We start from the raw sequence: 24,587 nt of genomic DNA, 5'->3' as shown, positions 1-24,587 counted from the left end.
ACACTGGCGCCTTACGCTTCAGCATCCCTTCGAGGAGCCCACCCATGCCCTGTGAATACACACTCATGCCCTCCCCTGTCGGCGAACTCACCTTGGTGGCGCGCCATGGCAAACTTGGCGCCATCCTGTGGCAAACAGAGCGCGCCAACCGCGTACGCCTGGGTGAATTGATCGAGGCCAACAACAGCCTGGTGCTATTGGAAGCCCAGCGCCAGCTAAACGACTACTTCGCGGGAACACGCAGCCAGTTCGAGCTGGAGTTGGACTTCGCCGGCACCGACTTTCAGAAACAAGTCTGGCAGGCCCTGCTGACCATTCCTTTTGGCGAAACGCGCAGCTACAGCCAGATAGCCCAGCAGATCGGCAACCCGAAAGCCGTGCGTGCAGTCGGGGCGGCGAATGGGCGTAATCCGATTTCGATCATTGCGCCCTGTCACCGAGTGGTGGGTGCTTCGGGCGGGCTGACCGGGTTCGCGGGAGGGCTTGAGGCCAAGCAATATCTGTTGACGCTGGAGAATCGCGGCCAGGCGAAACTGGCATTCTGATCATGGCTGTGGGGCAGCCCCGCGAATAAAGGACGCGCAATCGAACAAGCGTTGGAAACCGAGCTTTCCATACAGTGCAACGGCGGCCGTCGAGGCCTCGAGAAAACACCGGCGAGCCCCCAGGCCCGAGGCGTGAAGCAGAGCCGCTTGAATCAATCGAGTGGCGTAGCCTCTTCCACGAAAGCCGACCCGCGTGCCGACATCACTCAGCCGGGCCTCCCCCTCACATAACGACAAGGTCAACGAACAGCTCACCTGCCCCTCCACAGACAATGTGAAGTGATATAGGGCTTCACCGACGTCCAGGGATCGCTGGTGGCGAGCCTGGTAATGCGCGACCGCCTTGGGCGCTATCAGGAATGCACTGTCGAGCGGAGTCGCCCATTCGTTCAGGTTCCGAGTCAGACTGATCTGCACACCTTCCTCGTTTATCAATGGCGCAAGGCGCGCCAATGACAGGACCATCGCCGTGGTCTCTTCAGCCGGCTGAAAGCCGAGCTGCGCGAGCACGTCGCGCAAGCCATCGACCTGTTCCTGAGGAATCACGATACGAATGGGGATCAAGGTACGGCGGATCAGTTCCAGGGGTAACTCCGTCGCTTCGCACAGCGGGTCGGCGCCCAGACGAATAAACAACATATTCCACGGCGCGCAATGTTCCTCAGCAAAGTAGGTGCTGATACCGGCGCTATGCCGACAATACATCGCGCAGGTTGCCGCAAAAAAATGCGCTTCGGTCAAGTCATAGCGTGCGAATAGGTCATGGGCGTTTTTAGCGTGCATAAGCAATAACCAGGCAAAAACCCAGTCTTGTGCTCACGGTTTCACCGCGCCGTAGGCCCGCTCCTAAAAGCTCGGCAGAAAAACCTCTACTTTTGTCCGCCTGTTAAGTTGTAAAAAGAAATTTCAGCGAGCGACTGCTGTCAGTAGTTTCATCACCCTTTTTGAGGAAAACGGTCATGAACTTCTCTGCAGTCTCCCAAACCCTGTCGCGCTGGGCCGGCAGCCCCCGGACGTTCTACACGGCGGTGGCGCTGATCCTGGCGTGGAGCCTGAGCGGGCCATACTTTCATTACAACGACACCTGGCAATTGATCATCAACACCTCGACCACCATCATCACGTTCCTGATGGTGTTCCTGATCCAGAACACACAGAACCGCGACAATGACATCCTGCATATCAAGATCGACGAGCTGTTGCGTGTGTCCAAGGATGCGCAGAACGCGGTGCTGAGCCTGGACGGTCTGGACCGTAAGGAGCTTGAAAAGCTACGCCAGGAATATCGCGATATCGGCAAAGCCGGCAGCTTGAACCTCAACAGCAGCTGCGGCCCTGCCGCCGACGACGCGGCGGCACCGAAAACAAATTTGAACCAGGCCTGAAAAAAACGGCGGTTGGAGATGATCCAACCGCCGTTTTTATTTTCAAAGGGAGCTTCAACCGTCGCCTTGGTGCCCCTTGCCGTAGGTCGAGGCCAGGGCGCGGGCCTTTTCCAGACGCTCCTGCAGCTTGGGCAGCGTCTCATCCACCAACGCTTTTATCTCTGGCACCTGCGACGCTGCGCCTTCCTGCTTGAACAGGGCGATGGCGTCTTCGGTTTCCTTGACCTGCTGCGCGGTGTAGGCGGCGTCGAAGGAGTCGCCGTCCTTGAGTTCGGGCATCAGGGTTTCGGCCTTGTCGACGATCTTCTCACGTGGGGCTACCGGCAAGTCGAGCTTTTTGGCGATAGCCGCCAGATGCTGGTTGGCCAGGGTGCGCTCATTGATCACCTCGATGGTGTAATCCTTGATCTCCTGGGACGAGGTTCTGGCGTGGGCCATGCGACTGGTTTCGATATCGGCCATGCCTTTGGCCGAAGCCTGCTCGATGAATTCGGCAGGTGACTGGGCGAAAGCATTGCTGGCGCCGAGGCCCAGCAGCATCGCGAAACTGGCGGTGCGTAACCGGATAGCCATGCGGCTCATGATGGGTTCCTCCAGGGCAAAAATAGGTGCGAGGAAACAGCGCCTCGCCCTGGATTCGAATTTTGCTCACGGCAAAGGTTTAGAAAAAACTTTCCAGTGCGACGAACGGTCGTTGTTGAGTCAGGCGGGCTTGCTGGCAAACAGACCCGGCAACGCATGCGCCAACGCGTTGATGGCGAACCCGATAAACATCACGCCGCACAGTCTCGTGATAAGGATTTCATGACGCTGATACAGCGTGCGCACACGTTGGGCACCGACCACGCCGATCAGGATCGCATAGGCCAACAGGCCCCCGATGAAGCTCAGGACAATCAGCCATGGCAGCATCGACCACGTCAGCAATTCGGCACGACTGGAGAGCAATGCAGTGAATGTCGCAACAGCCACCGGGTACGCCTTGGGGTTGGTCAGGCCGAACAGAATCCCGTGCCAGAACGGATGCCGCGCCGCTCCCTGAGGGGCCTCGCTGCTACGCCGCTGGGTGCGAATCGCACGCCAGCCGAGCCAGAACAGATACAGCCCGCTGAGCACGCCCAGTGCATCAAACGCACTGCTGCCGACTTCCCGAGCGCCCACAATCGCAATCAATGCGGTGCTGCACCACACCACGTCGCCAAGCAAATGCCCAGCCAAAAAGCCTGCCCCGGCACGCCGGCCACGGGCGGCGCCGATACCGAACACGGCCAACACGCCGGGACCGGGCGTAATACCGTAGATAAACCCGGACGCAAGGACCGCGAGCAACAAAGATGGGGTCATGGGCGTGGCTCTGATAGCAGTTGAAAGGTTCAGGGATTCTGCACGTTCTCGGGCAGGGGGTAAAACTTCATTCCGGCATAAGGCTTGGCGCGACAGGCTTGCAACCGCGAGGCGAGATCGCCGACATGGGCTTCGAGCTTGTGACCATCGGGGTCGAGAAAATAGAACGAGGCGCCTTCACTGCGATTGTCGCGCCACTCCCCCACGCCAGCGGCTCGCAAGCGTGCGACCAGGGGAATGAAATCGTGCGCTTCGACGGTCAACGCGTAATGCGTGTAATCGGCGGCCGGGATCGGGTTACGTAACGGGTCCAGCGACAAACATAACCACAGCCCAGGCAACGAAAGGTAGGCGCCGTTATCCCAAGTGGCGTCAAGCCGAAGCTGCAAGAGCTCATGGTAGAAACGGATGCTGCGCTGCAGATCGGTGACGGCCAGGGTGAGGTGATTCAGCCCGGATAACATAAGTTTTTCCTTGTTCGGAATGCCTCTGACGAACGGGACAATCGATCAATGAGATGACGCTGTAGTATGTTGCACTACCTATCACTACATTGAGGTTCGTATGTCTGTTATGTCCCTGCGGATACCGGACGATGTCGCCGATACGCTTGCCAGTCTGGCCAAAGCGACCGGTCGCAGCAAATCGTTCCTCGCTGTTGACGCGCTACGTGAATACTTGACGCGTGAAGCATGGCAAATCGAAGAGATTCAAAAGGCGCTGAAAGAAGCTGATGCGGGGGATTTCGCGACGGCTGCCGAGGTAAAAGCCGTCGCTGACAAATGGCGCAACAATGCAGGTTGAGTGGCTGAGGACAGCCCTCAGAAACCTGGATGATGAAGCGGCCTTTATTGCTGAAGAAAACCCCAAAGCCGCCTACGAGTTCGTCCAGGCGATTTTGGCCGGGCTTGAACACATTGCGCAATTTCCCGCGCTGGGAAAAACCGGGCGCGTCCCAGGGACGCGTGAATGGGTGGTGCCCCGGTGGCCCTACATTGTCCCTTACCGTATTCGTGAAGGGCGACTACAGGTGATGCGAATTTTTCATACCCGCCGCCAACCACCGACCTCCTGGTAGCGGCTGATCAGCCCTTTAGCACACCCTGCACCCGCCCACTCAACCACTGCAACCCCGCATCCCCACCCCGTCGCGCATGCCATGCCAGCTCAAATGCAAACGAAGGAATACGAAACGGCGGCGGCACGGCGATCAGATGCGCATGATCGATATTCAACAGGCCTCGGGAGGAGACGGTCAGGATCAGGTCTGTGCCCTGAATCAACTGCGGCGCCACGCCCCAGTGCGGCAGGCTGACGGCCACATGCCGGCGCTGACGAATCGCGGTCAGCGCACGCTCGATTTCCGGCGTGCCGCTGCCGCGCATTTCCAGCAAGACATGGGGGCGTGACAGGTAGGTAGGCAGGTCCAGCACACCCGTTGCCGGCAAGCTGTCGCGGTCGACCAGGCAGGTGTAATGCTCTTCGAATAAGGGCGTAGTCCGCAGTTCGGCAGGCATGTCAGGGAAAACCCCGGCGGCCAGGTCGAGATCACCATTGAGCACGCCGTCGACCATGCCTTCGCGGCTGGCCTGGATGATTTGCAGGTCGATTCCCGGCGCTTCACGGCGCAACAAACGCACCAATCCCGGCAGGAAAATCGCTGCACTGTAGTCCGACATTGCCACGCGAAAGCGGCGTTTGGCCGACGCCGGGTCAAAGCGGTTCGGCGCCAGCAGCGCTTGCACCTGGGCCAGCGCCTCCGCCAACGGCGTAGCCAACTCCAGCGCACGCGCCGTTGGTATCAATGAGCCGCCCTGACGCACCAGCAACGGGTCGCCCAGCAGGTCACGCAAGCGCGCCAGCGCGTGGCTGACCGCCGGTTGGCTCAGGTGCAGGCGTTCGGCGGCGCGGGTGACGTGTTGCTCGCTGAGCAACACGTCGAGGATCACCAACAGGTTGAGGTCGATGCGCCTTAGATCATTCATCAGCTGCATACCCGCCATAAGAACTTGGAATTTAAATTTGCGCGATGAATAACTTAGAGTCCAGCAAAACCTCTGGGAGATTCGACATGACGACATTGCATTGGCTGGGTTTATTGCTGCTGGCGGTGATCGCTGGTGCCGTGGTGCCGTTTCAAAGTGCGATCAACGCCAACCTGGGTCGCGGCCTCGGTCACCCGTTGTGGGCGACGCTGGCTTCGCTGTTGGTGAGCATCATTGTGTTGCTGCCGGTGATCATCGCCCTACGGCTGCCCTTGCCGAGCCTGGCCTTTATCACCCAGGCGCCGCTGTGGATGTGGGCCGGTGGCGCGTTCGGGGTGTGCTTTATCTCGCTGGCATTGGTGCTGATGCCCACGCTGGGCGCATCAGGCTTCGTTGCCCTGGCGATGGCCGGGCAGACTCTCGCGTCGTTGCTGCTCGACCATCTCGGCCTGTTCGGCCTGGTGGAGCGCCAACTCACAACGCCCCGCGTGGTGGGGGCATTGCTGTTGATCGGCGGCGTCGCACTGATTCAGTTCAGCGCGACGCCGGCCCGCGCATTGGCAACGACTGGCTGATCAGCCTTTATCCAATGTGCGCAACTTGTGTGGCAACCCCCACAGCAGTAACGCGGCCGCCAGCAACGCACACACGCCGATCACATAAAGCGCCGGTGTGGTGCTGCCGGTAAGGTCCTTGATGCGTCCCACCATCACCGGGCTGACGATGCCGCCGAACTGGCCGAGGGTATTGATCACCGCAATCCCACCCGCCGCACCCGCGCCAGCACCGGCGAGCAGTTTGGGCGGCAGGGTCCAGAAGGTCGGGATCGAGGCGATGATGCCCGCGCCGAGCATGCCCAAGGCGATGATCAAGAAGGTGGTGTGGTCAGCGAAGATGCCGGCACTGAAGAAGCCCACCGCGCCCAGGACCACCAGCCCGCAGACAAACTTGCGGCGCTCACCGGTCGCATCCGATAGACGTCCGATCACCACCATGCTGATCGCCCCGCATATATAAGGAATCGCAGTGAGCAGACCAATCATCACCGGGCTCTGCGTGCCGGCGCTGCGGATCAATTGCGGGGCCCAGAAGTTCAGGCCGTAGGACGCCACCTGGATCAGAAAGTAGATGAAGCCGAGCATCAGAAAACCAGGAATACGGATCGCCGACCACAGCGAACCGCCATGTTGATTGGGCTCATGTTTGGCGATCCGGCTCGACAGCAAAACCTTCTCCGCCGACGTCAGCCAATGGGCGTCTTCAATACGATCCTTGAGCAGCATTAACACCAGCAAGCCCAGGCCGATGCACGGCAAGCCACCGAGCAGGAACAACCAATGCCAGCCGCGCATATGCAGCACGCCGTCGAGATGTTCCAGCACCAGCCCGGAGAACGGTGCGCCCACCAGGCCTGCAAACGCCGACGCCAGGAACAGCATCGACGTGATGCGCCCCCGAAAGTGTTGCGGGAACCATAGCGTCAGGTAATACAACACCCCCGGCGCAAACCCGGCTTCCATCGCGCCGATGATGAAGCGCAAACCATAGAACTGCCACTCGGCTGTGACAAACACCATGGCCGCCGTGGCCAGGCCCCAGGACATCATGATCCGCGCAATCCAGCGCCGCGCGCCGACCTTGTACAGCATCATGTTGCTGGGCACTTCGAAGATGACATAACCCACCACAAATAACCCTGCGCCCAGCCCGTAGGCGGTGTCACTCAGGCTCAGATCGGCTTGTAACTGGAACTTGGCGAAGCTGATGTTGATGCGGTCAAAAAACGCAAACAGATAGCAGACCATGATCAGCGGCATCAGCCGCCAGGCGACCTTGCTGACCAGGGCTTTTTCCGCGTCGATCTCAGCGGCCGGGCGCGCGCCGGCCTCTAACGTATTAGTGCTCATGTGTCTCTCCAGCGGACTGCTCAGAGGCGTCCGATTGTTTTTGTTGTCTGGTGCGAAATTACAAACCGGCGATGTATTCAGGCGTTGGGTGCAGGTCGCTGTTGCGCCCGGCCTTGGCCACCTGGCCGGGCAGTTCATGGCCCAGCAACGCTGGCAGGCGCCGCGACATGTGCAGCAAGTGCGGCAGGTCGATACCGGTGTGAATGCCTACCTCTTCGCACAGGTTGACCAGGTCTTCGGTGCAGATATTGCCCGACGCACCCGGTGCAAACGGGCAACCACCCAGGCCGCCCAGCGCCGCGTCGAAACGTCGGGCCCCGGCTTCGTAAGCGGCCAGCACATTGCATAAACCCAGGCCGCGGGTATTGTGAAAATGCAGGGTCAGGTCGCACGCGGGTATATGTGCCAACACGCGCTTGACCAGGCGTTCGACCTGCCGCGGATTGGCCATGCCAGTGGTGTCCGCCAGGGTGATGCCCTGGATGCCCAACTCTCGATACGCCTCGACAATCCGCAACACCCGGTCTTCATCGATGCGGCCTTCGAACGGGCAACCGAAGGCGGTGGCGACGCTGCCGTTGAGGCGCACCGGGTGGTCGGCGGCAAAGCTTGCGATATCGCCGAAGGCTGCCAGGGACGCCTCGCAGCGCATGCGCATGTTCGCCAGGTTGTGGGTCTGGCTGGCAGACATCACTAGGTTCAACTCATCGGCGCGGGACTCGATGGCGCGTTGGGCGCCTTTGAGATTGGGGATCAGCGCCACGTAGATCACGCCGGGCTTGCGCTCGATACCTTGGAATACCTGCTCACCGTCACGCAATGCCGGAATGGCCTTGGGCGAGACGAACGAACCCGCTTCAATACGCGAAAAACCGGCGAGGGAAAGCTGGTTGATCAGCGCGATCTTGTCGGCGGTTTCGACCCATGTCGGCTCGATCTGCAGCCCGTCGCGCGGGGAGACTTCCTGCACGATCAGCGAGTCGGAATAATCAGTGATCACTGCACCACTCCCAAAGCTTTCAGACGTTGGATTTCGGCGCCTGTCAGGCCCAGACCGCCGAGGATGTCATCGGTGTGCTGGCCCAGCGCAGGACCTTGCCAGTTCACCGCGCCGGGCGTTTCCGAGAGTTTGGGTACGATGCCGGGCATCTTTACCGACACACCACCGGGCAAATCGGCATCGAGCAACATATCCCGCGCCTGGTAGTGCGGGTCGCTGACAATGTCCGCCACAGAGTAGATGCGCCCGGCCGGCACTTCAGCGGCCTCCAGGGCGCTGAGCACCTGCTCGATGGGCAGGCTGCTGGTCCAGTGGGTGATTGCCGCGTCGAGCAAACCACTCTGTACCGCACGGCCATCGTTGTGGGCGAACTCAGGCGCAGCGGCCAGGTCGGCGCGGCCGATGGCGGTCATCAGGCGCTTGTAGATCGGGTCGCTGTTGCCGGCGATCACCACGTAGGCGCCGTCGGCGGTCAGGTAGGTATTGGACGGCGCGATACCGGGCAAAGCACCGCCGCTGCGCTCACGTACATGGCCGAGCATGTCGTATTCGGGCACCAGGCTTTCCATCAGGTTGAACACGCTTTCCGCCAGGGACACGTCGACGATTTGCCCGTCACCCTGGCCGGTCTTGACCCGCAGCAGCGACATCAGCGCGCCGATCACACCGTGCAACGACGCAAGCGAATCCCCCAGGCTCACGCCGACCCGCGCCGGTGGCGAATCCGGGTTGCCGGTGGTGTAGCGAATGCCGCCCATGGCCTCGCCGATCGCACCGAAACCCGGGCGGTCGCGATAGGGCCCGGTCTGGCCATAGCCGGAGATGCGCACCAGGGTCAGCTTGGGGTTGAGGGCATGCAACACGTCCCACCCCAGGCCGAGTTTTTCCAGGCCACCGGGGCGCAGGTTTTCGATCAGCACGTCGGCATCGCCGAGCAGTTGCTTGATCAGGCTCAAGCCCTCTGCCGACTTGAGATCCAGGGCCAGAGACTGCTTGTTGCGCGACTGCAGGTACCACCACAGCGACGTGCCTTCGTGCAGCTTTCGCCATTTGCGAAGCGGATCGCCCTGCCCCATGGCTTCGATCTTGATCACCTCGGCACCAAACTCGGCCAATATCCGCGCCGCGAACGGCGCGGCAATCAGGGTGCCGATCTCGATCACCTTGATACCGTTCAGGGGAGCCGTCATCGGGTGTACCTCTTGTTCTTGGAATGTGTCGCCAAGGCTAGAGGACAGCCGTAGAAGAAATCCAACCGTCAGTTGGCAAGGAGCGTTCGCGAAACGCGAACGAACAAAGCATTATCTCTAGGAATCCGCCGCGCTACTCAGGTAATCAAAGAGCAACCGGCTGACCGGCGACAACTGCGCCTCATCGCGCACCACCAGGATCAGGCTGCGGTTCGACCAGGCATCTGTCAGCGGCACCGCATGCAAACCCAGCGTACGGCCGAACAATTCATAGGCTTTTTGCGGCAGGATGCCGATGCCCATATTCGCCTGGACCATCCGGCACATCGCATCGAACCCCGGCACGTGAATACGCAGGCGCAGCATCTGGCCGGCCTCGCGCGCGGCGGCATGGGTGCGCATATTGATCGAGCTGGCGGCGTGCAGGCCGACATAATCGCTGCCCAGGGTCTCACTGAAAGCCAGCGCCTCACGTGATGCCAGCGGGTGTCCGACAGGCATCAGCACCACCAGTTTGTCATGGCGATAGGTCACGCTAGGCAAACCTTTGGTGTCGGTATCACTGGAGCAGATGCCCAGGTCTGCCACACCGTCCAGCACGCCTTGCACCACGCCGTTGCTGGGGCGTTCCTCAAGGTCGGTTTGTATTTGCGGGTGCGACGCGCAAAAGTCGCGCAAGTCTTCGGGAAGAAACTGAATGATGGCCGAGAGGTTGGCCAACATCCGCACATAGCCGCGCACGCCATGGCTGTGTTCACTCAGTTCCAGGCCCATTTTCTCGACATTGAACAGCATCTGCCGCGCATGGTGCAGCAGGGTTTCGCCGGCCGCCGTCAGTGCCATACCCTTGGCGCGGCGCACAAACAGGCTGACGCCGAGCACTTGCTCCAGCTCCATCAAGCGCTTGCTGGCTGCCGACACCGCGATAGCCTCACGGGCGGCGGCACGGGTCAAGGTGCCCTCCTCGAACACCGCGACAAACAGTTGCAGGGTGATCAAGTCGAGGCGGCGCACCAGGCTTTTGTGCAGCATCAGCGACGCTCGGCCGCCAAGCGATTGATCTCGGCCTGCTCCACCACAGGCTGCGGCGCGCCATGGCTCACCGCCTGCAACATCGCACGGCCGACGGTCTCGGTGCTGACGACCCAGCTCGGCTTTATCCGACGTACAAAAGAGAGCAACGGCCCGAGCACGCTATAGAACGCCTGGTACAGCGGCGTCTTCGAACGCACACCGTGCAACGGCTGGATGATCCCCGGCCGGAATAGATAGACCGCCCTGAACGGCAAGCGCAGCAAGGCGTTCTCGGTCTTGCCCTTGACCCGCGCCCACATCGACTTGCCCGTCTCGGAACTGTCAGTGCCGGCGCCGGAGACATAGATAAACGTCATCTGCGGATTGAGCCGCGCCAGGGTGCTGGCGGCGACTAAAGTCAGGTCATAAGTGAGGTGGGTGTAGTTGATTTCATTCATGCCCGCCGAGGAAACGCCCAGGCAGAAGAAACACGCATCAAAGCCTTGCAGCAGGTTTTCCAAGGGTTGGAAATCCAGCATGTCGCTGTGCAACACCTGATGCAGTTTGCCGTGCTCCTGGGTCAACGACGTGCGGCCGACGGCAACGACTTCCTGCACGTCAGGCGCCAGCAGGCACTCGCGCAGTACGCCCTGACCGACCATGCCGGTGGCGCCGAATAATAGAACTCTCATGGGGGACCTCAGCGGCAAGCCGCAAGCTTCAAGCTCAAGTTGAACGCGTTCAACCTTTAGCTTAACGCTTGCAGCCCAAAGCTGCCCCCTATCAAAACGCGCTGCGAAAAATCTCCTCGATCTGACGCTGATCCGCCCGTCGTGGGTTGGTCAGGCCACATGCATCCTTCAGCGCATTACTCGCCAGCAGCGGAATATCCTGCAATTTGGCGCCAAGTTCGCGCAGGCCGGCGGGGATTTCTACGTCCTGGGACAGGGCGCGAATCGCGACGATAGCGGCCTGCGCGCCCTCTTCCGGGGTAACGCCCTTGATATCGGCCCCCAACGCGCGCGCCACGTCACTCAAACGCTCGGCGCTGACACTGGCATTGAAACTCTGCACGTGGGGCAGCAGCACCGCATTGCACACGCCATGGGGCAGGTCGTACAGGCCGCCGAGCTGATGCGCCATGGCGTGCACAAATCCCAGCGACGCGTTGTTGAACGCCATGCCCGCGAGGAACTGCGCATACGCCATGTTTTCCCGCGCGGCTATGTCGCTGCCATCGCGCACGGCCAGGCGCAGGTTGGCGCTGATCAGTTCGATCGCCTTGATTGCGCAGGCGTCGGTGATCGGTGTGGCGGCGGTGGACACATAGGCTTCGATGGCATGCGTCAAGGCGTCCATACCGGTGGCGGCGGTGAGGCCCTTGGGCATTGCAACCATCAACGCCGGGTCGTTGACCGACAGCAGCGGCGTGACATTGCGGTCGACGATGGCCATTTTCACGTGGCGGGTTTCGTCGGTGATGATGCAGAAACGGGTCATCTCACTGGCCGTGCCGGCGGTGGTGTTGATCGCCACCAGCGGCAGTTGCGGCTTGCTTGATTGATCGACACCCTCATAGTCGCCGATACGCCCGCCGTTGGTGGCGCACAGGGCGATCCCCTTGGCGCAGTCATGGGGCGAGCCGCCGCCCAGGGACACCACAAAATCGCAGGCGCTCTGTTGCAGCAGCGCCAAGCCTTTTTCGACGTTTTCCACCGTGGGGTTGGGCCTGGCGCCATCGTAGACCACCGAATCGATGTCCTGCAGCGCCAGCTTTTCGGCGACCATGCTGGCCACGCCGGCTTTGCACAGGCCCTGGTCAGTGACGATCAACGCCTTGCGAAAGCCGTAGTTGCGCATGGCGATCATGGCTTCGTCGAGGCAGCCGATGCCCATGATATTGACGGCGGGAATAAAGAACGTGCTGCTCATGGTCGATCCTCAGGGGCTTTATACCCACAGAATCCACCGGTACCACTTGCCGCATCTTGACCAGGATCAACGCCGGCTCGTGATAAAGTCACCGTCCAGCCGATTTCGAGTAGACCCGCCGCAATGAAGGATTTCCAGGATATTGACGCCCACCTTGAAGACTGGAGCGCACTGCGTGGCGCCATCGACTTCAACGGGATTCTGATCGGCAACGGCGCAAGCCGCACGATTTGGGAAGACTTTGCCTACGACTCACTGTTTGAAAACGCCCGCACAGTGGAAGAAAAACCCCTGGGCCAATCCGAACTCAGCGTATTCGACGCGCTGCAAACCCGCAGCTTCGAGCAGGCCCTTGGCGCGCTGAAAACCACCAGCCGCGTCAACAAGGCCCTGGCGGTCAGCTCGGCGGCGCCACGCAATCGCTACTATGCGATCAAGGAAGCGCTGATCAATACGATCCACGCCGTGCACATCCCCTGGCGCCTGGTGCAGCCCTCGACCCTGGCGACGCTCAACACCGAACTGGCCCGCTACGCTACGGTCTTCACCAGCAACTACGACCTGCTCAACTACTGGGCGATCCTGCACACGCCGGGTATCGACGACCTGTTCCGCAGCGCCGACTCAAGCTTCGACCTGCGCGATACCCGCACCGACGCCACACGTATTTTGTACCTGCACGGCGGCCTGCACCTGGTGCGCAACCTCGACGGCACCGCGCGCAAACTGCCGTCCACCGACAGCACGTTGCTCAGCAGTTTCGCGATCAACAACACGATCAAGACCCTGGACGACGTGCCGCTGTTCGTCAGTGAAGGCCCGGTGCACGAGAAGCTCAAGACCATCCGCAGCTCGGATTATCTGTCGTTCTGTTATGAACAGTTGCTCACCCACGAAGGCGCGCTGTGCATCTTCGGCCATGGCCTGGGGCCGCAGGATAAACACTTGGTGGACGCCATCCGCCAGGCCAGCATCACCACCCTGGCGATTTCGGTATCGGGGCGCAGCGACGGGTTCATTCGCCAGCAAAAGCAGCGGTATTCGCAGCTGTTTGCAGGTACTGGGGCGCAGCTGAAATTCTTCGCGGCGCGCACCCATCCGCTGGGTAACCCGGCGCTGTCGGTGCCTGTCGAACACTGATCCAGTGAACAAAAAAGATCAAATGTGGGATGGGGCTTGCTCCCACACTGATCCCCTGCCTAGTTCAAGAAACCATCGGCGCGCAGCAAGGTTTCCAGGCAATGTTCGGTGATGTGGTAGAACGCCTTCAGCTCCTGAATTTTCCCCAGCAGTTGCGCGTTGTCCAACGGCTGCGCGCGCTTGATCGCCAGGATCATCTTGTTCTTGTTGGTGTGCTCCAGCGAGATGAATTCGAACACCTTGGTCTCATAGCCACAGGCTTCGAGATACAAGGCGCGCAAGCTGTCGGTGACCATTTCTGCCTGTTGGCCCAGGTGCAGGCCGTATTGCAGCATAGGCTTGAGCAACACCGGGCTCTGGATCTGCAGGCGAATCTGTTTGTGGCAGCACGGTGAGCACATGATGATCGACGCGCCGGAACGGATGCCGGTGTGAATCGCGTAATCGGTGGCGATATCGCAGGCATGCAGGGCGATCATCACGTCCAGCTCGCTCGGCGCGACGCTGCGCACGTCGCCGCACTTGAATACCAACCCGGGGTGTTCCAAGCGTGCGGCGGCGGCGTTGCACAGGGTCACTAGGTCTTGACGCAGCTCGACACCGGTCACTTCGCCTTCGGCCTTGAGGGTATTGCGCAGGTAGTCGTGGATGGCAAACGTGAGGTAGCCCTTGCCCGAGCCGAAATCGGCGACGCGCACGGGTTGGTCCAGCTGCAGCGGCGAGGCTGTCAGCGCATGGCTGAACACTTCGATGAACTTGTTGATCTGCTTCCACTTGCGCGACATCGACGGGATCAGCGCTTGGCTGGCGTCGGTCACGCCCAGGTCGGCAAGGAACGGCCGGCTCAGGTCGAGGAAGCGATTTTTTTCGCGGTTATGCTCGGCCGATGGCGCCTCACGCAATTGTTGCGGCTTGCTTTTGAACAGCGAGCTCTTGTTCTTCTTGCTGTATTCCAGCTGGGCTTCGTCCGTCAGCGACAACAAGTGTGCGTTCTTGAACGAGGCTGGCAGCAGCTCGGCAATCGCCGCCACGCCGTCCGCCAGCGGGAAGTTCTTGGTGATGTCGCGGGTCTTGTAGCGGTAGACGAAGGACAGGCAGGGCTGCTCCTTGACCGTCACGGGCTTGACGATCAGCCGCTGCAGTTCGGCCTCCGTGCCCACGTACTTGGCCAGCACCAGCTTGATGAAGGCGTTCTGCGCCAGGCTTGCGCTCAGCAGTTCGATGAACTGGGCGTGATGATCCGGCGCTGGGCTGGCAGGTTGAGCGGTGACAGACATGAACAAAAACGCCTCGGGCAAAGAATGCGGGGCATTTTAGGGGGGATAACTGGCCAGGGCACGGAGTTATTTGACCAATGGTACGTTCCAACAGCCAAAGTAGATCCAAATGTGGGAGGGGGCTTGCTCCCGATTACAGTGTGTCAGTCAGAGATGTTCTAACTGAACCATAGCTATCGGGAGCAAGCCCCCTCCCACATTTGGAATTTTGTTGACTGGGCTACTCCAGTACGACCAGACGGTTCGGCAGTTCATTACGCGTCTGCGTCACTGGCACATGCACCTTGAGCACTTCACCACAGGCCTCGATACACGCGATAAACCCCGCCAACGTCTGCCCCTGCTTCACCTGCTGGGTGAATGCCTTGACGATGCCATCCCAGCAGCTGTCGTCCAGGCGCTTGGAGATGCCTTCATCCACCAGGATTTCCACATAACGCTCCGCCTCGCTGACAAAAATCAGCACACCGGTGCTGCCCAGCGTGTGGTGCAGGTTCTGCTCGAGGAATTGGCGGCGTGCCAGGTTCGAGGCGCGCCAGTGGCGGACCGAGCGCGGGATCAAACGGGTGGTGACCTTGGGCAGGCGAAACAGCAGGCACAACACAATGAAGGTCGCCCACTGCGCCAACAACAAGGTGTACATGGTCAGGTAGCCCGACAGGTAATGCACCACCCCGGGTACCACCAATGCGATCAGGCTGGCCCACAGCAACGGAATGTAGGCGTAGTCATCAGCGCGCGCAGCCAGCACCGTGACCAGTTCGGCGTCGGTCTGTTGCTCGACCCGGGCGATCGCTTCGGCCACTTGGCGCTGCTCGTGTTCAGTCAGTAATGCCATGGTTGTAGATGCTCTTTTCTCGTTATTGTCATTACCAGCCGCCCGACGCCCCGCCACCGCCGAAACCACCACCGCCGCCGCGAAAACCTCCTCCACCGCCTCCCCCACTACCACCGCCGCCACCGCCACCGCCGCCCCCTCCACGCCCGATGAGGCTGAGGATAACCAGCAGGATAGTGCCCACCGGCAGGCCCATGCGATGACACAGCCACAACACGCCGATCAGCAGGATGAAGAAACCGATGGAGAGCGCGGGATTGTCCTTCGGCGCGGACCACGGATCCGCCACACGGGCCGGCACGGCCAGCGGTTCACCGCCCACCACCTGGATCATCGCCGCGACACCGTCGCTGATGCCCTGGCTGAAATTGCCGGCCTTGAACTTGGGCGCGATCACCTGGTTGATGATCACCCAGGACTGCGCATCCGTCAGCACGCCTTCCAGGCCGTAGCCAACTTCGATGCGCAACTTGCGCTCGTCACGGGCGACGATCAACAGCGCGCCGTTATCCTTGCCCTTCTGGCCGATCCCCCACTGGCGGCCCAATTGATAACCGTAGTCTTCAATCGGCACGCCCTGCAGGTCGGGCACGGTGACCACCACGATCTGGTCACCGGAGGTCTGTTCCAGCGCCTGCAATTGCTGCGTCAGTTGCTGGCGCACCGCCGGGTCGATCATCTGGGCGTTGTCCACCACCCGCCCGGTCAACGCCGGGAAGGTCAAGGCCGCCTGGGCCATGCCCACGCAGGCCAGCAGCCACAGCGCCAGGCCTATCCGTAATAAACGCATCGATACCTCAAGGCAGCGTTATTTGAACTTCACCTGCGGCGCCTTATCGGCATCGGCACTGGTGGCTTCAAACGTGGCGCGAATTGGCAAGTCGCTGTACATCACGCTGTGCCACAGGCGGCCTGGGAAGGTGCGGATTTCGGTGTTGTAGGCCTGCACGGTCTGGATGAAATCGCGACGGGCCACGGCGATACGGTTTTCAGTCCCTTCGAGTTGCGATTGCAGGGCCAGGAAGTTCTGGTTGGCTTTCAGGTCCGGATAGCGTTCGGACACCACCATCAAACGGCTGAGTGCGCCGCTGAGGCCGTCCTGGGCTTGCTGGAACTGCTTGAGTTTTTCCGGGTTGTCGAGGGTGCTGGCATCGACCTGGATCGAGGTGGCCTTGGCCCGCGCTTCAATCACGGCGGTCAGGGTGTCCTGCTCATGGGCGGCATAGGCCTTCACCGTTTCCACCAGGTTGGGGATCAGGTCGGCACGGCGTTGGTACTGGTTCTGCACCTGGCCCCAGGCCGCCTTGGCCTGTTCGTCCAGAGTCGGAATGTTGTTGATGCCGCAACCGCTCAATACGCTGCTGATCAATAACAGCGCCGCGGCTTTCAAGCCCCAGCGGTAACCTTGTGCTGCTTGCATGGTGTATCTCCTGCCAATCTGGATGGAATGTGATGACTAACCCTATAAACCACGCGCTTGGGGCATAATCCGCCACCACTGGAATGCTTCGAGCCAATCAGCTACAAAGATGCCCAGCGCGAAAAAGAGTTCAGAGTGTGCTGCATTTATCTGAACAACACCCGAACAACAATAGACGCTCCCCACATTTTGGCCGATCAGCCTGACCGCTGTGCAGTGAGCCGAAAAAGGATATTCATGAAGAAGCTGTGTTTGCTCGGCCTTGTTGCCACTCTGGCCAGCCACCCCGCATGGGCAGAAACAAAGCCTGCTGCGCTTGACGACAAGGACGCCTTCGTCAGCGCCCTGCTCAAACAGATGACCCTCGATGAAAAGATCGGCCAATTGCGCCTGATCAGCATCGGCCCCGAGATGCCCCGCGAACTGATCCGCAAGGAAATCGCCGCCGGCCGCATCGGTGGCACGTTCAACTCCATCACTCGCCCGGAAAACCGTCCCATGCAGGACGCGGCCATGCGCAGCCGGTTGAAGATCCCGATGTTCTTTGCCTACGACGTAATCCACGGCCACCGCACGATTTTCCCGATCAGCCTGGCCCTGGCCTCCAGCTGGGACATGGACGCCATCGGCCGCTCCGGGCGCATCGCCGCCCAGGAAGCCGCCGCCGACAGCCTCGACATCACCTTCGCGCCGATGGTCGACATCTCCCGTGACCCGCGCTGGGGCCGCACCTCCGAAGGCTTCGGCGAAGACACGTACCTGGTGTCGCGCATTGCCGAAGTCATGGTCAAGGCGTTCCAGGGCGCCAGCGCCGCGAACGCCGACAGCATCATGGCCAGCGTCAAGCACTTTGCCCTGTACGGCGCGGTGGAAGGCGGGCGCGACTACAACGTGGTCGACATGAGCCCGGTCAAGATGTACCAGGACTACCTGCCGCCCTACCACGCGGCGATCAAGGCCGGTTCCGGCGGCGTGATGGTAGCGCTCAACTCGATCAACGGCGTACCCGCCACCGCCAACACCTGGCTGATGAACGACTTACTGCGCAGGGACTGGGGCTTCAAGGGCCTGGCCGTGAGCGACCACGGTGCGATCTTCGAACTGATCAAGCACGGCGTGGCCAAGGACGGGCGTGAAGCCGCCAAACTGGCGATCAAGGCCGGCATCGACATGAGCATGAACGACACGCTGTACGGCAAGGAACTGCCGGGGCTGCTCAAGTCCGGCGAGATCGAACAGAGCGACATCGACAACGCCGTGCGCGAAGTGCTCGGCGCCAAGTACGACATGGGCCTGTTCAAGGACCCGTACCTGCGCATCGGCAAGGCCGAGGATGACCCGGCCGATACCTATGCCGACAGCCGCCTGCACCGTGCCGACGCGCGTGACATCGCGCGCCGCAGCCTGGTGTTGCTGAAGAACCAGAACCAGACCCTGCCACTGAAAAAATCGGCGACCATCGCGCTGGTCGGCCCGCTGGCCAAGGCGCCGATCGACATGATGGGCAGCTGGGCCGCCGCCGGTAAGCCGGAACAGTCGGTGACATTGCTGGACGGCATGAACGCCGTGATCGGCGATAAAGGCAAAATCATCTACGCTCGCGGCGCCAACATCACCAACGACAAGGCCGTGGTCGACTACCTCAACTTCCTCAACTTCGACGCCCCGGAAGTGGTGGATGACAAGCGTGCGCCGCAGGTATTGATCGATGAAGCGGTGAAGGCTGCGCAGAGCGCCGATGTCATCGTCGCGGCCGTAGGCGAGTCCCGTGGCATGTCCCACGAGTCCTCCAGCCGCACCGACCTGAACATTCCGCAAAGCCAGCGCGACCTGATCAAGGCCCTCAAGGCCACTGGCAAACCGCTGGTACTGGTGCTGATGAATGGCCGGCCGCTGTCGATTCTCGAAGAGAACCAACAGGCTGACGCGATTCTGGAAACCTGGTTCTCCGGGACCGAAGGCGGCAACGCCATCGCCGACGTGCTGTTCGGTGACTACAACCCGTCGGGCAAGCTGCCAATCACCTTCCCGCGTTCGGTGGGGCAGATTCCCACCTACTACAACCACCTGAGCATCGGCCGGCCGTTCACGCCGGGCAAACCGGGCAACTACACCTCGCAGTACTTCGATGACACCACAGGCCCCCTGTTCCCATTTGGCTATGGCCTGAGCTACACCACGTTCGACCTGTCGGACATGGCGCTGTCGTCCACCACCCTGAACAAGACCGGCAAGCTCGACGCCAGCGTCACGTTGAAAAACACCGGTAAGGTGGAGGGCGAAACCGTGGTGCAGTTGTACATCCAGGACGTGGCCGGCTCGATGATCCGCCCGGTGAAAGAGCTGAAGAACTTCCAGAAGGTCATGCTCAAGGCTGGAGAGGAGCGCACGCTGCACTTCACCATTACCGAGGAAGATTTGAAGTTCTACAACAGCCAGCTCAAATTCGCTGCGGAGCCGGGTGAGTTCAATGTGCAGATCGGGCTGGATTCCCAGGATGTGCAGCAGCAGAGTTTTGAACTGCTGTAACTGATCGTTCCCACGCTCTGCGTGGGAATGCATACCGTGACGCTCTGCGTCACAAAAGCGGACGCAGAGCGTCCAGGGCGGCGTTCCCACGCAGAGCGTGGGAACGATCGTTAGCCGCGCCGATTCAGCAGATTGACCACCAACCGATCAATCCATCCCCACACCCGCTGCTTCACCCGCCGCCATAAAGGCCGAGCCTTCCACGCTTCCAGGCTGACCGCCAGGCTCTGGGCAAAATCACGCTCGAAACTGCCCGCCGCCGCCGCCGTCAATGCCGGGTCCAACGCCTCCAGGTTGGCCTCCAGGTTGAAGCGCAGATTCCAGTGGTCGAAATTGCACGAGCCAATGCTGACCCAATCGTCCACCAGCACCATCTTCAAGTGCAGGAAGCACGGCTGATACTCGAAGATCTGCACCCCCGAACGCAGCAAACGCGGGTAATAACGGTGCCCGGCGTAGCGCACCGACGGATGATCGGTGCGCGGGCCGGTGAGCAGCAAGCGCACATCCACCCCGCGCCCGGCCGCGCGGCGCAAGGCACGGCGCACGCTCCAGGTGGGCAGGAAGTACGGCGTGGCCAGCCAGATACGCGTCTTGCTGCTGTTCAAGGCACGGATCAGCGATTGCAAAATATCCCGGTGCTGCCGGGCGTCGGCATAGGCCACCCGGCCCAGGCCAGGCCCGGTCGCCGGCACCTTGGGCAACCGCGGCAGGCCGAAATGCGTCGCGGGTTTCCACTCCCGGCGGGCAGCGTTGGCGTGCCATTGACGATCGAACAGCGCCTGCCAATCCAGCACCAGCGGACCGCTGATCTGCACCATCACTTCATGCCAGTCGGCGGTGTCCTGGCCCGGCGTCCAGAACTCATCCGTCACACCGGTGCCGCCAATCACCGCGATACCTTGGTCGACCAACAACACCTTGCGGTGGTCACGGTACAGGTTGCGCATCCAGCGCCGCCAGCTCAGGCGGTTGTAGAACCGCAGCTCCACACCCGCGTCGGTCAACCGCTTGCGCAGCCCAAGGGTAAACGCCAGGCTGCCGTAATCATCGAACAGGCAACGCACCCGCACCCCCCGCTCGGCGGCGAGTACCAATGCCTGCACCATCGCCTCGGCACAGGCGCCGGCTTCCACCAGGTACAACTCCAGATCGACTTGCTGCTCAGCCCGCGCAATCCCGACCAACATCTGCGGGAAGAAACTCGGCCCGTCGATCAGCAACTCGAAACGGTTGGCGCTGCGCCACGGGAACACCGCGCCGCCCACGTCAGCGCGCCGTAAAGATCAGCACCGCACCCACCGGCACCGACAAACTGATCGATTTAAGACCTGCGACCTTGCGCAGCGCGGCCACGCCTGGCGCGAGGTCAAAATCCTCGGCATGCACCACCACCGGCTCCAGGGTCACCACCTGGAAGCGCCGGTCATCCAGGCGCGTGGCCAATAGCTCGGCCGTGTAGGTCTGGGTCTTGCCATGCAAGGTGATGCTCAGCGGCAGGCGTAACTCCAGTTGCGCGCCAGAGGCCAAGTCATTGATCGGTTGCAGGTTGATCTGAGTGCTGACCAACGCTTCGGGAAACTGCTTGATCTCGAACAACTCTTTGCGCATGCGCTCGTCACGCAGCGGGACACCACTGTTGATCGACTCCAGCTCTACCTGCACCTGTGCCGCGCCGTTGCTGTCGACCTTGCCGTGCAGCACGAGGAAGCGCTGCACTTCGGCGATTTCGGTGTTTTTGGTGGTGACGAACGACAAGCGTGAAGACTCGTTATCCAGGTACCAGTCGGCATGGGCAGGCACGGCGACGCAGGTCAGCAATGCGAAGACAAGGGGTTTGACATTGAACATAAGGACTCAGGGGCGAAAAATCTGCACGAACAGTAAGCGCAATGTCCCGACCGGCGCAAATCCAATGTGGGAGGGGTGATGTGTGGGCTTCAGGGATTCAGGCGACAGCCCTGACGGTCGCCCAGCCACCGCGCCGTATGCGTGCGCCCCAACCCGCTCGCCGTCACTTCACTGCGCTCGGGGTTATCACTGAAGGCACTGGTCGGCACGTATTGCTTCACATAGCCACGGCAGTAATTGGCCGGTTGGTTTTCCACGTAGCGACACGAGCAATACTCCTTGGCCGTGTACGCCGCGATGATGTCGGGAAAGGCTTGCAGGTTGATGCGCTCATGCCAAACCCAGCCCAACAACACGAGCAACAGCACCAGCAAAACGCTGATAAGCGGATGGCGCCGAATCATGATCGCACCGCCGCCAGCACGCGTTTGAGCAGTTCGTTATGCCGGTAGCTGCCGTCGCGGTCATCGCCGTAGCGCACGATGACCAAGTGTTCGTCGGGCAGTACGAACAGCGCCTGGCCCCAGTGCCCCAATGCGGCGAAGGTGTCGGCCGGTGCGTCGGGCCAGGGTGCGGGGGTGCCCTGGTTGAGCCACCATTGCCCGCCTGGCACGGCTTCATCCTGGCCCGCTTTGTAATTGGCGAAGGGTTGGCGATTGAACGCGACCCACTCCTTGGGCAGCAATTGTCGTTCTTCCCAACGCCCGTCCCGCTCCATCAACAGCCCGACCCGCGCCAGATCGCGGGCGGTGAGGTAGGCATAAGATGAGGCGACAAACGTCTCGTCGGCATCGGTTTCCCAGGTTGCAGTGCGAATGCCCAATGGCTTGAACAACGCCTCCCACGGGTAGCTCATATAAGCCTTGTGCCCGAGCATGCCTTTGAGCGCTGCCGACAGAATATTGCTGTCGCCGCTGGAGTAACGAAAAGCCTGGCCGGGTGCATCGGCGGCCTCGGTCTCGGCCGCGAATTGCGCCATATCGGCGCGGCCACGGGTGTAGAGCATCGCCACTACCGAGGATTTGAGCGGCGCGTATTCATAGTCTTCCTGCCAGTCCAGGCCCGAGGCCCAGTGCAGCAGGTCGGCCATCGTCACCTTGGGGTGCTGTTTCATTGGTGGGTAAAAGCGTGCGGCGGGGTCGTTCAATTTGAAGCGGTTTTCGCCGTAGGCCACGCCCAGTACGGTCGCCATCAGGCTTTTGCTGACCGACCAAGTCAGGTGCGGCGTGCTGGCGTTAGTGGGTGCTGCGTAGCGTTCATAGATGATCTGGCCGTCGCGGATCACCAACAGCGCGTCGGTACGGATACCTTGGCGAGTGTTGTCGTCACGGGGCGGGAAAGCGAAGGCATTCAGCGCGTCGACAGCAGGGCCTTCGATCAACCTGCCCGTCACCCAGTCATGGCCAGGCCAGGTTTCAGCACGCGCACTCACGGTGATGAATAACAAGACAACGCACAGCAGGCCTTTGACCATGGACGCAAACTCAAGGGGCATTCAAGCCCGCGAGCCTAATCCAGGCCGATGACAGATTGACGACAACTGGCCTGTCATCCAACCGTCACCGTAACTTCATGGAGATGACACCGAGGCTACATAGCCTGAGTTTGGACAACAAAGTCGACTGGCCGCAACCTGGCCGGCACTCGGAGACTCGCTATGACTCAGCTCGCCCGCATCAGCGACACCGGCAATGAACGCCGCCTGCAAGCCGAACGCCTGGTTGGCGCCGCGGCCTTGCAGGAAGCCCAGGCCCTGCGGTTCAACGTGTTCAGCGGCGAGTTCAACGCCAAGCTGAAAGGCGCGGAACTGGGTCTGGACATGGATGACTATGATGTTCACTGCAGCCACATCGGCGTGCGTGACTTAAACAGCGGTCGACTGGTGGCCACCACCCGTTTGCTCGATCACCAGGCCGCCAGCACCTTGGGCCGGTTCTACAGCGAAGAGGAATTCAGCCTGCACGGGCTGCTGCACTTGCAGGGCCCGATCCTGGAAATCGGCCGTACCTGCGTCGACCCGGCCTACCGCAACGGCGGCACCATCGCGGTGCTTTGGGGCGAGTTGGCCGAAGTGCTCAACGAGGGCGGCTACAGCTACCTGATGGGGTGCGCGAGCATCCCGATGCACGACGGCGGCATCCAGGCCCACGCGATCATGCAGCGTCTGCGCGAGCGCTACCTGTGCAATGAACACCTGCGCGCCGAACCGAAAAACCCCCTGCCGGCGATGGACCTGCCGTCCAACGTCATCGCCGAAATGCCACCGCTGCTCAAGGCATACATGCGCCTGGGGGCGAAGATTTGCGGCGAGCCGTGCTGGGATGAAGACTTCCAGGTGGCCGACGTGTTCATCCTGCTCAAGCGCGATGAGCTGTGCCCGCGCTATGCGCGTCACTTCAAGGCAGCCATGTGATGGGCCGCCTGCGCGTGTACGGGCGCATCGCCCGGGTGCTGCTGGTGGTGGCGCTGGGCTTGACCATGGCCAGTGTGTTTGGCCTGTTCGAGCGTTTGGGCGTGGCCAATTCGATGGTGCGGCGCCAGCGTTGGTCGCGGTTCTTCATGGCGCGGTTGACCCACGCCCTGCCCTTTCGCGTGACGGTGCACGGCCAGTTGCCGCAAACGCCGATGCTGTGGGTCAGCAATCATGTGTCCTGGACGGATATTCCGCTGCTGGGCATGGTGACGCCGCTGTCGTTCCTGTCCAAAGCCGAGGTGCGCACCTGGCCGGTGGCCGGCTGGTTGGCGGCGAAGGCCGGCAGCCTGTTCATCCGCCGCGGCGCGGGTGACAGCCAGTTGATTCGCAAACAAATGACCCGCCATCTGGAGCAACAGCACCCGCTGTTGATGTTCCCGGAAGGCACCACCACTGACGGTCGCAGCCTGCGCACGTTTCACGGGCGGTTGTTGGCCAGTGCGATCGATGCGGATGTGTCGCTGCAGCCGGTGGCGATTCGTTATCTGCGCAACGGCGAGGTGGACGCACTGGCACCGTTCATCGGCGATGATGATCTGCTGTCGCATCTGATGCGGCTGTTTGCCCATGACCAGGGCGATGTGGAGATTCACCTGCTCAAGCCGATTGCCTGCACCGGGCAGGAACGCGCGGCGCTGGCGTATCAGGCGCAACAGGCGGTGCAGAGGGCGTTGTTTGGGCCGTTGCCGGAAGCCGAATTGGAAGACACTCGCCCCGCCTATGCGGCCTGAAGCGGGCACGGTCAAATGTGGGAGGG

General features: G+C 61.2%; 28 protein-coding genes. 9 read left to right on the top strand and 19 right to left on the bottom strand.

Going from position 1 to position 24,587, the window contains the following annotated elements:
• Positions 1-44: 44 nt before the first annotated feature.
• The gene (locus C4J90_RS06870; protein WP_124419478.1) at positions 45-545 is read left to right on the top strand and encodes a methylated-DNA--[protein]-cysteine S-methyltransferase; all 501 of its coding nucleotides are present in this window, start codon (positions 45-47) and stop codon (positions 543-545) included.
• Here the strand turns inward: C4J90_RS06870 and C4J90_RS06865 are convergent, their stop codons facing one another.
• The gene (locus C4J90_RS06865) at positions 546-1,286 is read right to left on the bottom strand and encodes a GNAT family N-acetyltransferase (RefSeq protein ID WP_305955585.1); all 741 of its coding nucleotides are present in this window, start codon (positions 1,284-1,286) and stop codon (positions 546-548) included.
• A 218-nt stretch (positions 1,287-1,504) separates the two neighbouring features.
• Here C4J90_RS06865 and C4J90_RS06860 point away from each other — a divergent pair, with 218 nt between their 5' ends.
• Positions 1,505-1,930 (top strand): low affinity iron permease family protein, encoded by a 426-nt coding sequence (locus C4J90_RS06860; RefSeq protein WP_124361712.1) that lies wholly within the window; start codon positions 1,505-1,507, stop codon positions 1,928-1,930.
• Positions 1,931-1,984: 54 nt separating this feature from the next.
• Here the strand turns inward: C4J90_RS06860 and C4J90_RS06855 are convergent, their stop codons facing one another.
• From C4J90_RS06855 to fos, 3 genes are all read right to left on the bottom strand, one after another.
• Positions 1,985-2,512, bottom strand: a complete 528-nt coding sequence (locus tag C4J90_RS06855; protein WP_124361711.1) for a DUF4142 domain-containing protein — start codon at positions 2,510-2,512, stop codon at positions 1,985-1,987.
• A gap of 120 nt (positions 2,513-2,632) precedes the next feature.
• Positions 2,633-3,274 carry a LysE family translocator gene (locus C4J90_RS06850; protein ID WP_124361710.1) on the bottom strand — a complete coding sequence of 214 codons (642 nt, stop codon included), beginning with the start codon at positions 3,272-3,274 and terminating at the stop codon, positions 2,633-2,635.
• 29 nt (positions 3,275-3,303) lie between these two features.
• Positions 3,304-3,738 carry a fosfomycin resistance glutathione transferase gene (gene fos, locus C4J90_RS06845; protein ID WP_124419476.1) on the bottom strand — a complete coding sequence of 145 codons (435 nt, stop codon included), beginning with the start codon at positions 3,736-3,738 and terminating at the stop codon, positions 3,304-3,306.
• A gap of 100 nt (positions 3,739-3,838) precedes the next feature.
• Between fos and C4J90_RS06840 the strand changes: the two genes are divergently transcribed.
• Together C4J90_RS06840 and C4J90_RS06835 are read left to right on the top strand one after the other, a co-directional pair.
• The gene (locus C4J90_RS06840) at positions 3,839-4,078 is read left to right on the top strand and encodes a CopG family ribbon-helix-helix protein (RefSeq protein ID WP_124361708.1); all 240 of its coding nucleotides are present in this window, start codon (positions 3,839-3,841) and stop codon (positions 4,076-4,078) included.
• Positions 4,068-4,352 (top strand): type II toxin-antitoxin system RelE/ParE family toxin, encoded by a 285-nt coding sequence (locus tag C4J90_RS06835; RefSeq protein WP_124361707.1) that lies wholly within the window; start codon positions 4,068-4,070, stop codon positions 4,350-4,352. The genes C4J90_RS06840 and C4J90_RS06835 overlap by 11 nt, the downstream gene beginning before the upstream one ends.
• 7 nt (positions 4,353-4,359) lie before the next feature.
• Here the strand turns inward: C4J90_RS06835 and C4J90_RS06830 are convergent, their stop codons facing one another.
• Entirely contained in the window at positions 4,360-5,277 is a 918-nt protein-coding gene (locus C4J90_RS06830) for a LysR family transcriptional regulator (RefSeq protein WP_124419475.1), read from the bottom strand.
• A 68-nt stretch (positions 5,278-5,345) separates the two neighbouring features.
• Here C4J90_RS06830 and C4J90_RS06825 point away from each other — a divergent pair, with 68 nt between their 5' ends.
• Positions 5,346-5,834, top strand: coding sequence for a DMT family transporter (locus tag C4J90_RS06825; protein ID WP_124419474.1), 489 nt, complete (start codon positions 5,346-5,348; stop codon positions 5,832-5,834).
• On the opposite strand, the gene C4J90_RS06820 is transcribed toward C4J90_RS06825, so the two are convergent.
• The 6 genes from C4J90_RS06820 to yiaY form a co-directional block, all read right to left on the bottom strand.
• On the bottom strand, positions 5,835-7,166 hold the full coding sequence (locus tag C4J90_RS06820) for an MFS transporter (protein WP_124361704.1): 1,332 nt from the start codon (positions 7,164-7,166) through the stop codon (positions 5,835-5,837).
• Positions 7,167-7,224: 58 nt separating this feature from the next.
• Positions 7,225-8,166, bottom strand: coding sequence for a hydroxymethylglutaryl-CoA lyase (locus C4J90_RS06815; protein ID WP_124419473.1), 942 nt, complete (start codon positions 8,164-8,166; stop codon positions 7,225-7,227).
• Positions 8,163-9,356, bottom strand: a complete 1,194-nt coding sequence (locus C4J90_RS06810; RefSeq protein ID WP_124419472.1) for a CaiB/BaiF CoA-transferase family protein — start codon at positions 9,354-9,356, stop codon at positions 8,163-8,165. The genes C4J90_RS06815 and C4J90_RS06810 overlap by 4 nt, the downstream gene beginning before the upstream one ends.
• 117 nt (positions 9,357-9,473) lie before the next feature.
• Positions 9,474-10,388 carry a LysR family transcriptional regulator gene (locus C4J90_RS06805; RefSeq protein WP_124419471.1) on the bottom strand — a complete coding sequence of 305 codons (915 nt, stop codon included), beginning with the start codon at positions 10,386-10,388 and terminating at the stop codon, positions 9,474-9,476.
• The gene (locus tag C4J90_RS06800; protein WP_124361700.1) at positions 10,388-11,062 is read right to left on the bottom strand and encodes an NAD-dependent epimerase/dehydratase family protein; all 675 of its coding nucleotides are present in this window, start codon (positions 11,060-11,062) and stop codon (positions 10,388-10,390) included. The genes C4J90_RS06805 and C4J90_RS06800 overlap by 1 nt, the downstream gene beginning before the upstream one ends.
• 91 nt (positions 11,063-11,153) lie before the next feature.
• A complete protein-coding gene (gene yiaY, locus C4J90_RS06795) occupies positions 11,154-12,302 on the bottom strand; it encodes an L-threonine dehydrogenase (RefSeq protein ID WP_124361699.1) in 1,149 nt (382 codons plus the stop codon).
• A gap of 123 nt (positions 12,303-12,425) precedes the next feature.
• Here yiaY and C4J90_RS06790 point away from each other — a divergent pair, with 123 nt between their 5' ends.
• Entirely contained in the window at positions 12,426-13,442 is a 1,017-nt protein-coding gene (locus C4J90_RS06790) for a DUF4917 family protein (RefSeq protein WP_124419470.1), read from the top strand.
• A gap of 59 nt (positions 13,443-13,501) precedes the next feature.
• On the opposite strand, the gene C4J90_RS06785 is transcribed toward C4J90_RS06790, so the two are convergent.
• The 4 genes from C4J90_RS06785 to C4J90_RS06770 form a co-directional block, all read right to left on the bottom strand.
• Positions 13,502-14,719: an SAM-dependent methyltransferase gene (locus C4J90_RS06785; protein WP_124419469.1), complete on the bottom strand. Its 1,218-nt coding sequence runs from the start codon at positions 14,717-14,719 to the stop codon at positions 13,502-13,504.
• 220 nt (positions 14,720-14,939) lie between these two features.
• Positions 14,940-15,557 carry a TPM domain-containing protein gene (locus C4J90_RS06780; RefSeq protein WP_124361695.1) on the bottom strand — a complete coding sequence of 206 codons (618 nt, stop codon included), beginning with the start codon at positions 15,555-15,557 and terminating at the stop codon, positions 14,940-14,942.
• A 31-nt stretch (positions 15,558-15,588) separates the two neighbouring features.
• On the bottom strand, positions 15,589-16,347 hold the full coding sequence (locus C4J90_RS06775) for a YgcG family protein (protein ID WP_124419468.1): 759 nt from the start codon (positions 16,345-16,347) through the stop codon (positions 15,589-15,591).
• A gap of 18 nt (positions 16,348-16,365) precedes the next feature.
• On the bottom strand, positions 16,366-16,977 hold the full coding sequence (locus tag C4J90_RS06770; RefSeq protein WP_124361693.1) for a LemA family protein: 612 nt from the start codon (positions 16,975-16,977) through the stop codon (positions 16,366-16,368).
• Between the two features lie 237 nt (positions 16,978-17,214).
• Here C4J90_RS06770 and bglX point away from each other — a divergent pair, with 237 nt between their 5' ends.
• Positions 17,215-19,506, top strand: a complete 2,292-nt coding sequence (gene bglX / locus C4J90_RS06765; protein ID WP_124414069.1) for a beta-glucosidase BglX — start codon at positions 17,215-17,217, stop codon at positions 19,504-19,506.
• Positions 19,507-19,616: 110 nt separating this feature from the next.
• Here the strand turns inward: bglX and C4J90_RS06755 are convergent, their stop codons facing one another.
• From C4J90_RS06755 to C4J90_RS06740, 4 genes are all read right to left on the bottom strand, one after another.
• Complete coding sequence (locus C4J90_RS06755) at positions 19,617-20,774, bottom strand: phosphatidylserine/phosphatidylglycerophosphate/cardiolipin synthase family protein (RefSeq protein ID WP_124419467.1); 1,158 nt, start codon at positions 20,772-20,774, stop codon at positions 19,617-19,619.
• A 1-nt stretch (position 20,775) separates the two neighbouring features.
• Complete coding sequence (locus tag C4J90_RS06750) at positions 20,776-21,357, bottom strand: YceI family protein (RefSeq protein ID WP_124419466.1); 582 nt, start codon at positions 21,355-21,357, stop codon at positions 20,776-20,778.
• Positions 21,358-21,446: 89 nt separating this feature from the next.
• A complete protein-coding gene (locus C4J90_RS06745; protein WP_124419465.1) occupies positions 21,447-21,761 on the bottom strand; it encodes an amidase in 315 nt (104 codons plus the stop codon).
• Positions 21,758-22,831 (bottom strand): serine hydrolase, encoded by a 1,074-nt coding sequence (locus C4J90_RS06740; protein ID WP_124421191.1) that lies wholly within the window; start codon positions 22,829-22,831, stop codon positions 21,758-21,760. Before C4J90_RS06740 ends, C4J90_RS06745 begins: the two co-directional genes overlap by 4 nt.
• Positions 22,832-23,014: 183 nt before the next feature.
• Between C4J90_RS06740 and olsB the strand changes: the two genes are divergently transcribed.
• Together olsB and C4J90_RS06730 are read left to right on the top strand one after the other, a co-directional pair.
• Positions 23,015-23,770: an L-ornithine N(alpha)-acyltransferase gene (olsB, locus tag C4J90_RS06735; protein WP_124414065.1), complete on the top strand. Its 756-nt coding sequence runs from the start codon at positions 23,015-23,017 to the stop codon at positions 23,768-23,770.
• A complete protein-coding gene (locus C4J90_RS06730) occupies positions 23,770-24,561 on the top strand; it encodes a 1-acyl-sn-glycerol-3-phosphate acyltransferase (protein ID WP_124361687.1) in 792 nt (263 codons plus the stop codon). Before olsB ends, C4J90_RS06730 begins: the two co-directional genes overlap by 1 nt.
• The last annotated feature ends 26 nt before the right edge of the window (positions 24,562-24,587 follow it).

It is taken from the genome of Pseudomonas sp. R2-60-08W, from assembly GCF_003852335.1.
Taxonomy (GTDB): Bacteria; Pseudomonadota; Gammaproteobacteria; order Pseudomonadales; family Pseudomonadaceae; genus Aquipseudomonas.
The sequence above is the reverse complement of the archived record's forward strand: the minus strand, read 5'-3'. Positions and strand labels throughout refer to the sequence as shown.

Coding starts and splice junctions, on each gene's coding strand:
- C4J90_RS06850 (WP_124361710.1), bottom strand. CDS start 3,274: ATGACCCCATCTTTGTTGCTCGCGGTCCTTGCGTCCGGGTTTATCTAC.
- C4J90_RS06840 (WP_124361708.1), top strand. CDS start 3,839: ATGTCTGTTATGTCCCTGCGGATACCGGACGATGTCGCCGATACGCTT.
- C4J90_RS06745 (WP_124419465.1), bottom strand. CDS start 21,761: ATGATTCGGCGCCATCCGCTTATCAGCGTTTTGCTGGTGCTGTTGCTC.
- C4J90_RS06775 (WP_124419468.1), bottom strand. CDS start 16,347: ATGCGTTTATTACGGATAGGCCTGGCGCTGTGGCTGCTGGCCTGCGTG.
- C4J90_RS06825 (WP_124419474.1), top strand. CDS start 5,346: ATGACGACATTGCATTGGCTGGGTTTATTGCTGCTGGCGGTGATCGCT.
- C4J90_RS06860 (WP_124361712.1), top strand. CDS start 1,505: ATGAACTTCTCTGCAGTCTCCCAAACCCTGTCGCGCTGGGCCGGCAGC.
- C4J90_RS06830 (WP_124419475.1), bottom strand. CDS start 5,277: ATGGCGGGTATGCAGCTGATGAATGATCTAAGGCGCATCGACCTCAAC.
- C4J90_RS06810 (WP_124419472.1), bottom strand. CDS start 9,356: ATGACGGCTCCCCTGAACGGTATCAAGGTGATCGAGATCGGCACCCTG.
- C4J90_RS06820 (WP_124361704.1), bottom strand. CDS start 7,166: ATGAGCACTAATACGTTAGAGGCCGGCGCGCGCCCGGCCGCTGAGATC.
- C4J90_RS06780 (WP_124361695.1), bottom strand. CDS start 15,557: ATGGCATTACTGACTGAACACGAGCAGCGCCAAGTGGCCGAAGCGATC.
- C4J90_RS06855 (WP_124361711.1), bottom strand. CDS start 2,512: ATGAGCCGCATGGCTATCCGGTTACGCACCGCCAGTTTCGCGATGCTG.
- C4J90_RS06870 (WP_124419478.1), top strand. CDS start 45: ATGCCCTGTGAATACACACTCATGCCCTCCCCTGTCGGCGAACTCACC.
- C4J90_RS06835 (WP_124361707.1), top strand. CDS start 4,068: ATGCAGGTTGAGTGGCTGAGGACAGCCCTCAGAAACCTGGATGATGAA.
- bglX (WP_124414069.1), top strand. CDS start 17,215: ATGAAGAAGCTGTGTTTGCTCGGCCTTGTTGCCACTCTGGCCAGCCAC.
- C4J90_RS06770 (WP_124361693.1), bottom strand. CDS start 16,977: ATGCAAGCAGCACAAGGTTACCGCTGGGGCTTGAAAGCCGCGGCGCTG.
- fos (WP_124419476.1), bottom strand. CDS start 3,738: ATGTTATCCGGGCTGAATCACCTCACCCTGGCCGTCACCGATCTGCAG.
- C4J90_RS06785 (WP_124419469.1), bottom strand. CDS start 14,719: ATGTCTGTCACCGCTCAACCTGCCAGCCCAGCGCCGGATCATCACGCC.
- C4J90_RS06805 (WP_124419471.1), bottom strand. CDS start 10,388: ATGCTGCACAAAAGCCTGGTGCGCCGCCTCGACTTGATCACCCTGCAA.
- C4J90_RS06790 (WP_124419470.1), top strand. CDS start 12,426: ATGAAGGATTTCCAGGATATTGACGCCCACCTTGAAGACTGGAGCGCA.
- C4J90_RS06730 (WP_124361687.1), top strand. CDS start 23,770: ATGGGCCGCCTGCGCGTGTACGGGCGCATCGCCCGGGTGCTGCTGGTG.
- C4J90_RS06750 (WP_124419466.1), bottom strand. CDS start 21,357: ATGTTCAATGTCAAACCCCTTGTCTTCGCATTGCTGACCTGCGTCGCC.
- C4J90_RS06800 (WP_124361700.1), bottom strand. CDS start 11,062: ATGAGAGTTCTATTATTCGGCGCCACCGGCATGGTCGGTCAGGGCGTA.
- olsB (WP_124414065.1), top strand. CDS start 23,015: ATGACTCAGCTCGCCCGCATCAGCGACACCGGCAATGAACGCCGCCTG.
- C4J90_RS06740 (WP_124421191.1), bottom strand. CDS start 22,831: ATGGTCAAAGGCCTGCTGTGCGTTGTCTTGTTATTCATCACCGTGAGT.
- yiaY (WP_124361699.1), bottom strand. CDS start 12,302: ATGAGCAGCACGTTCTTTATTCCCGCCGTCAATATCATGGGCATCGGC.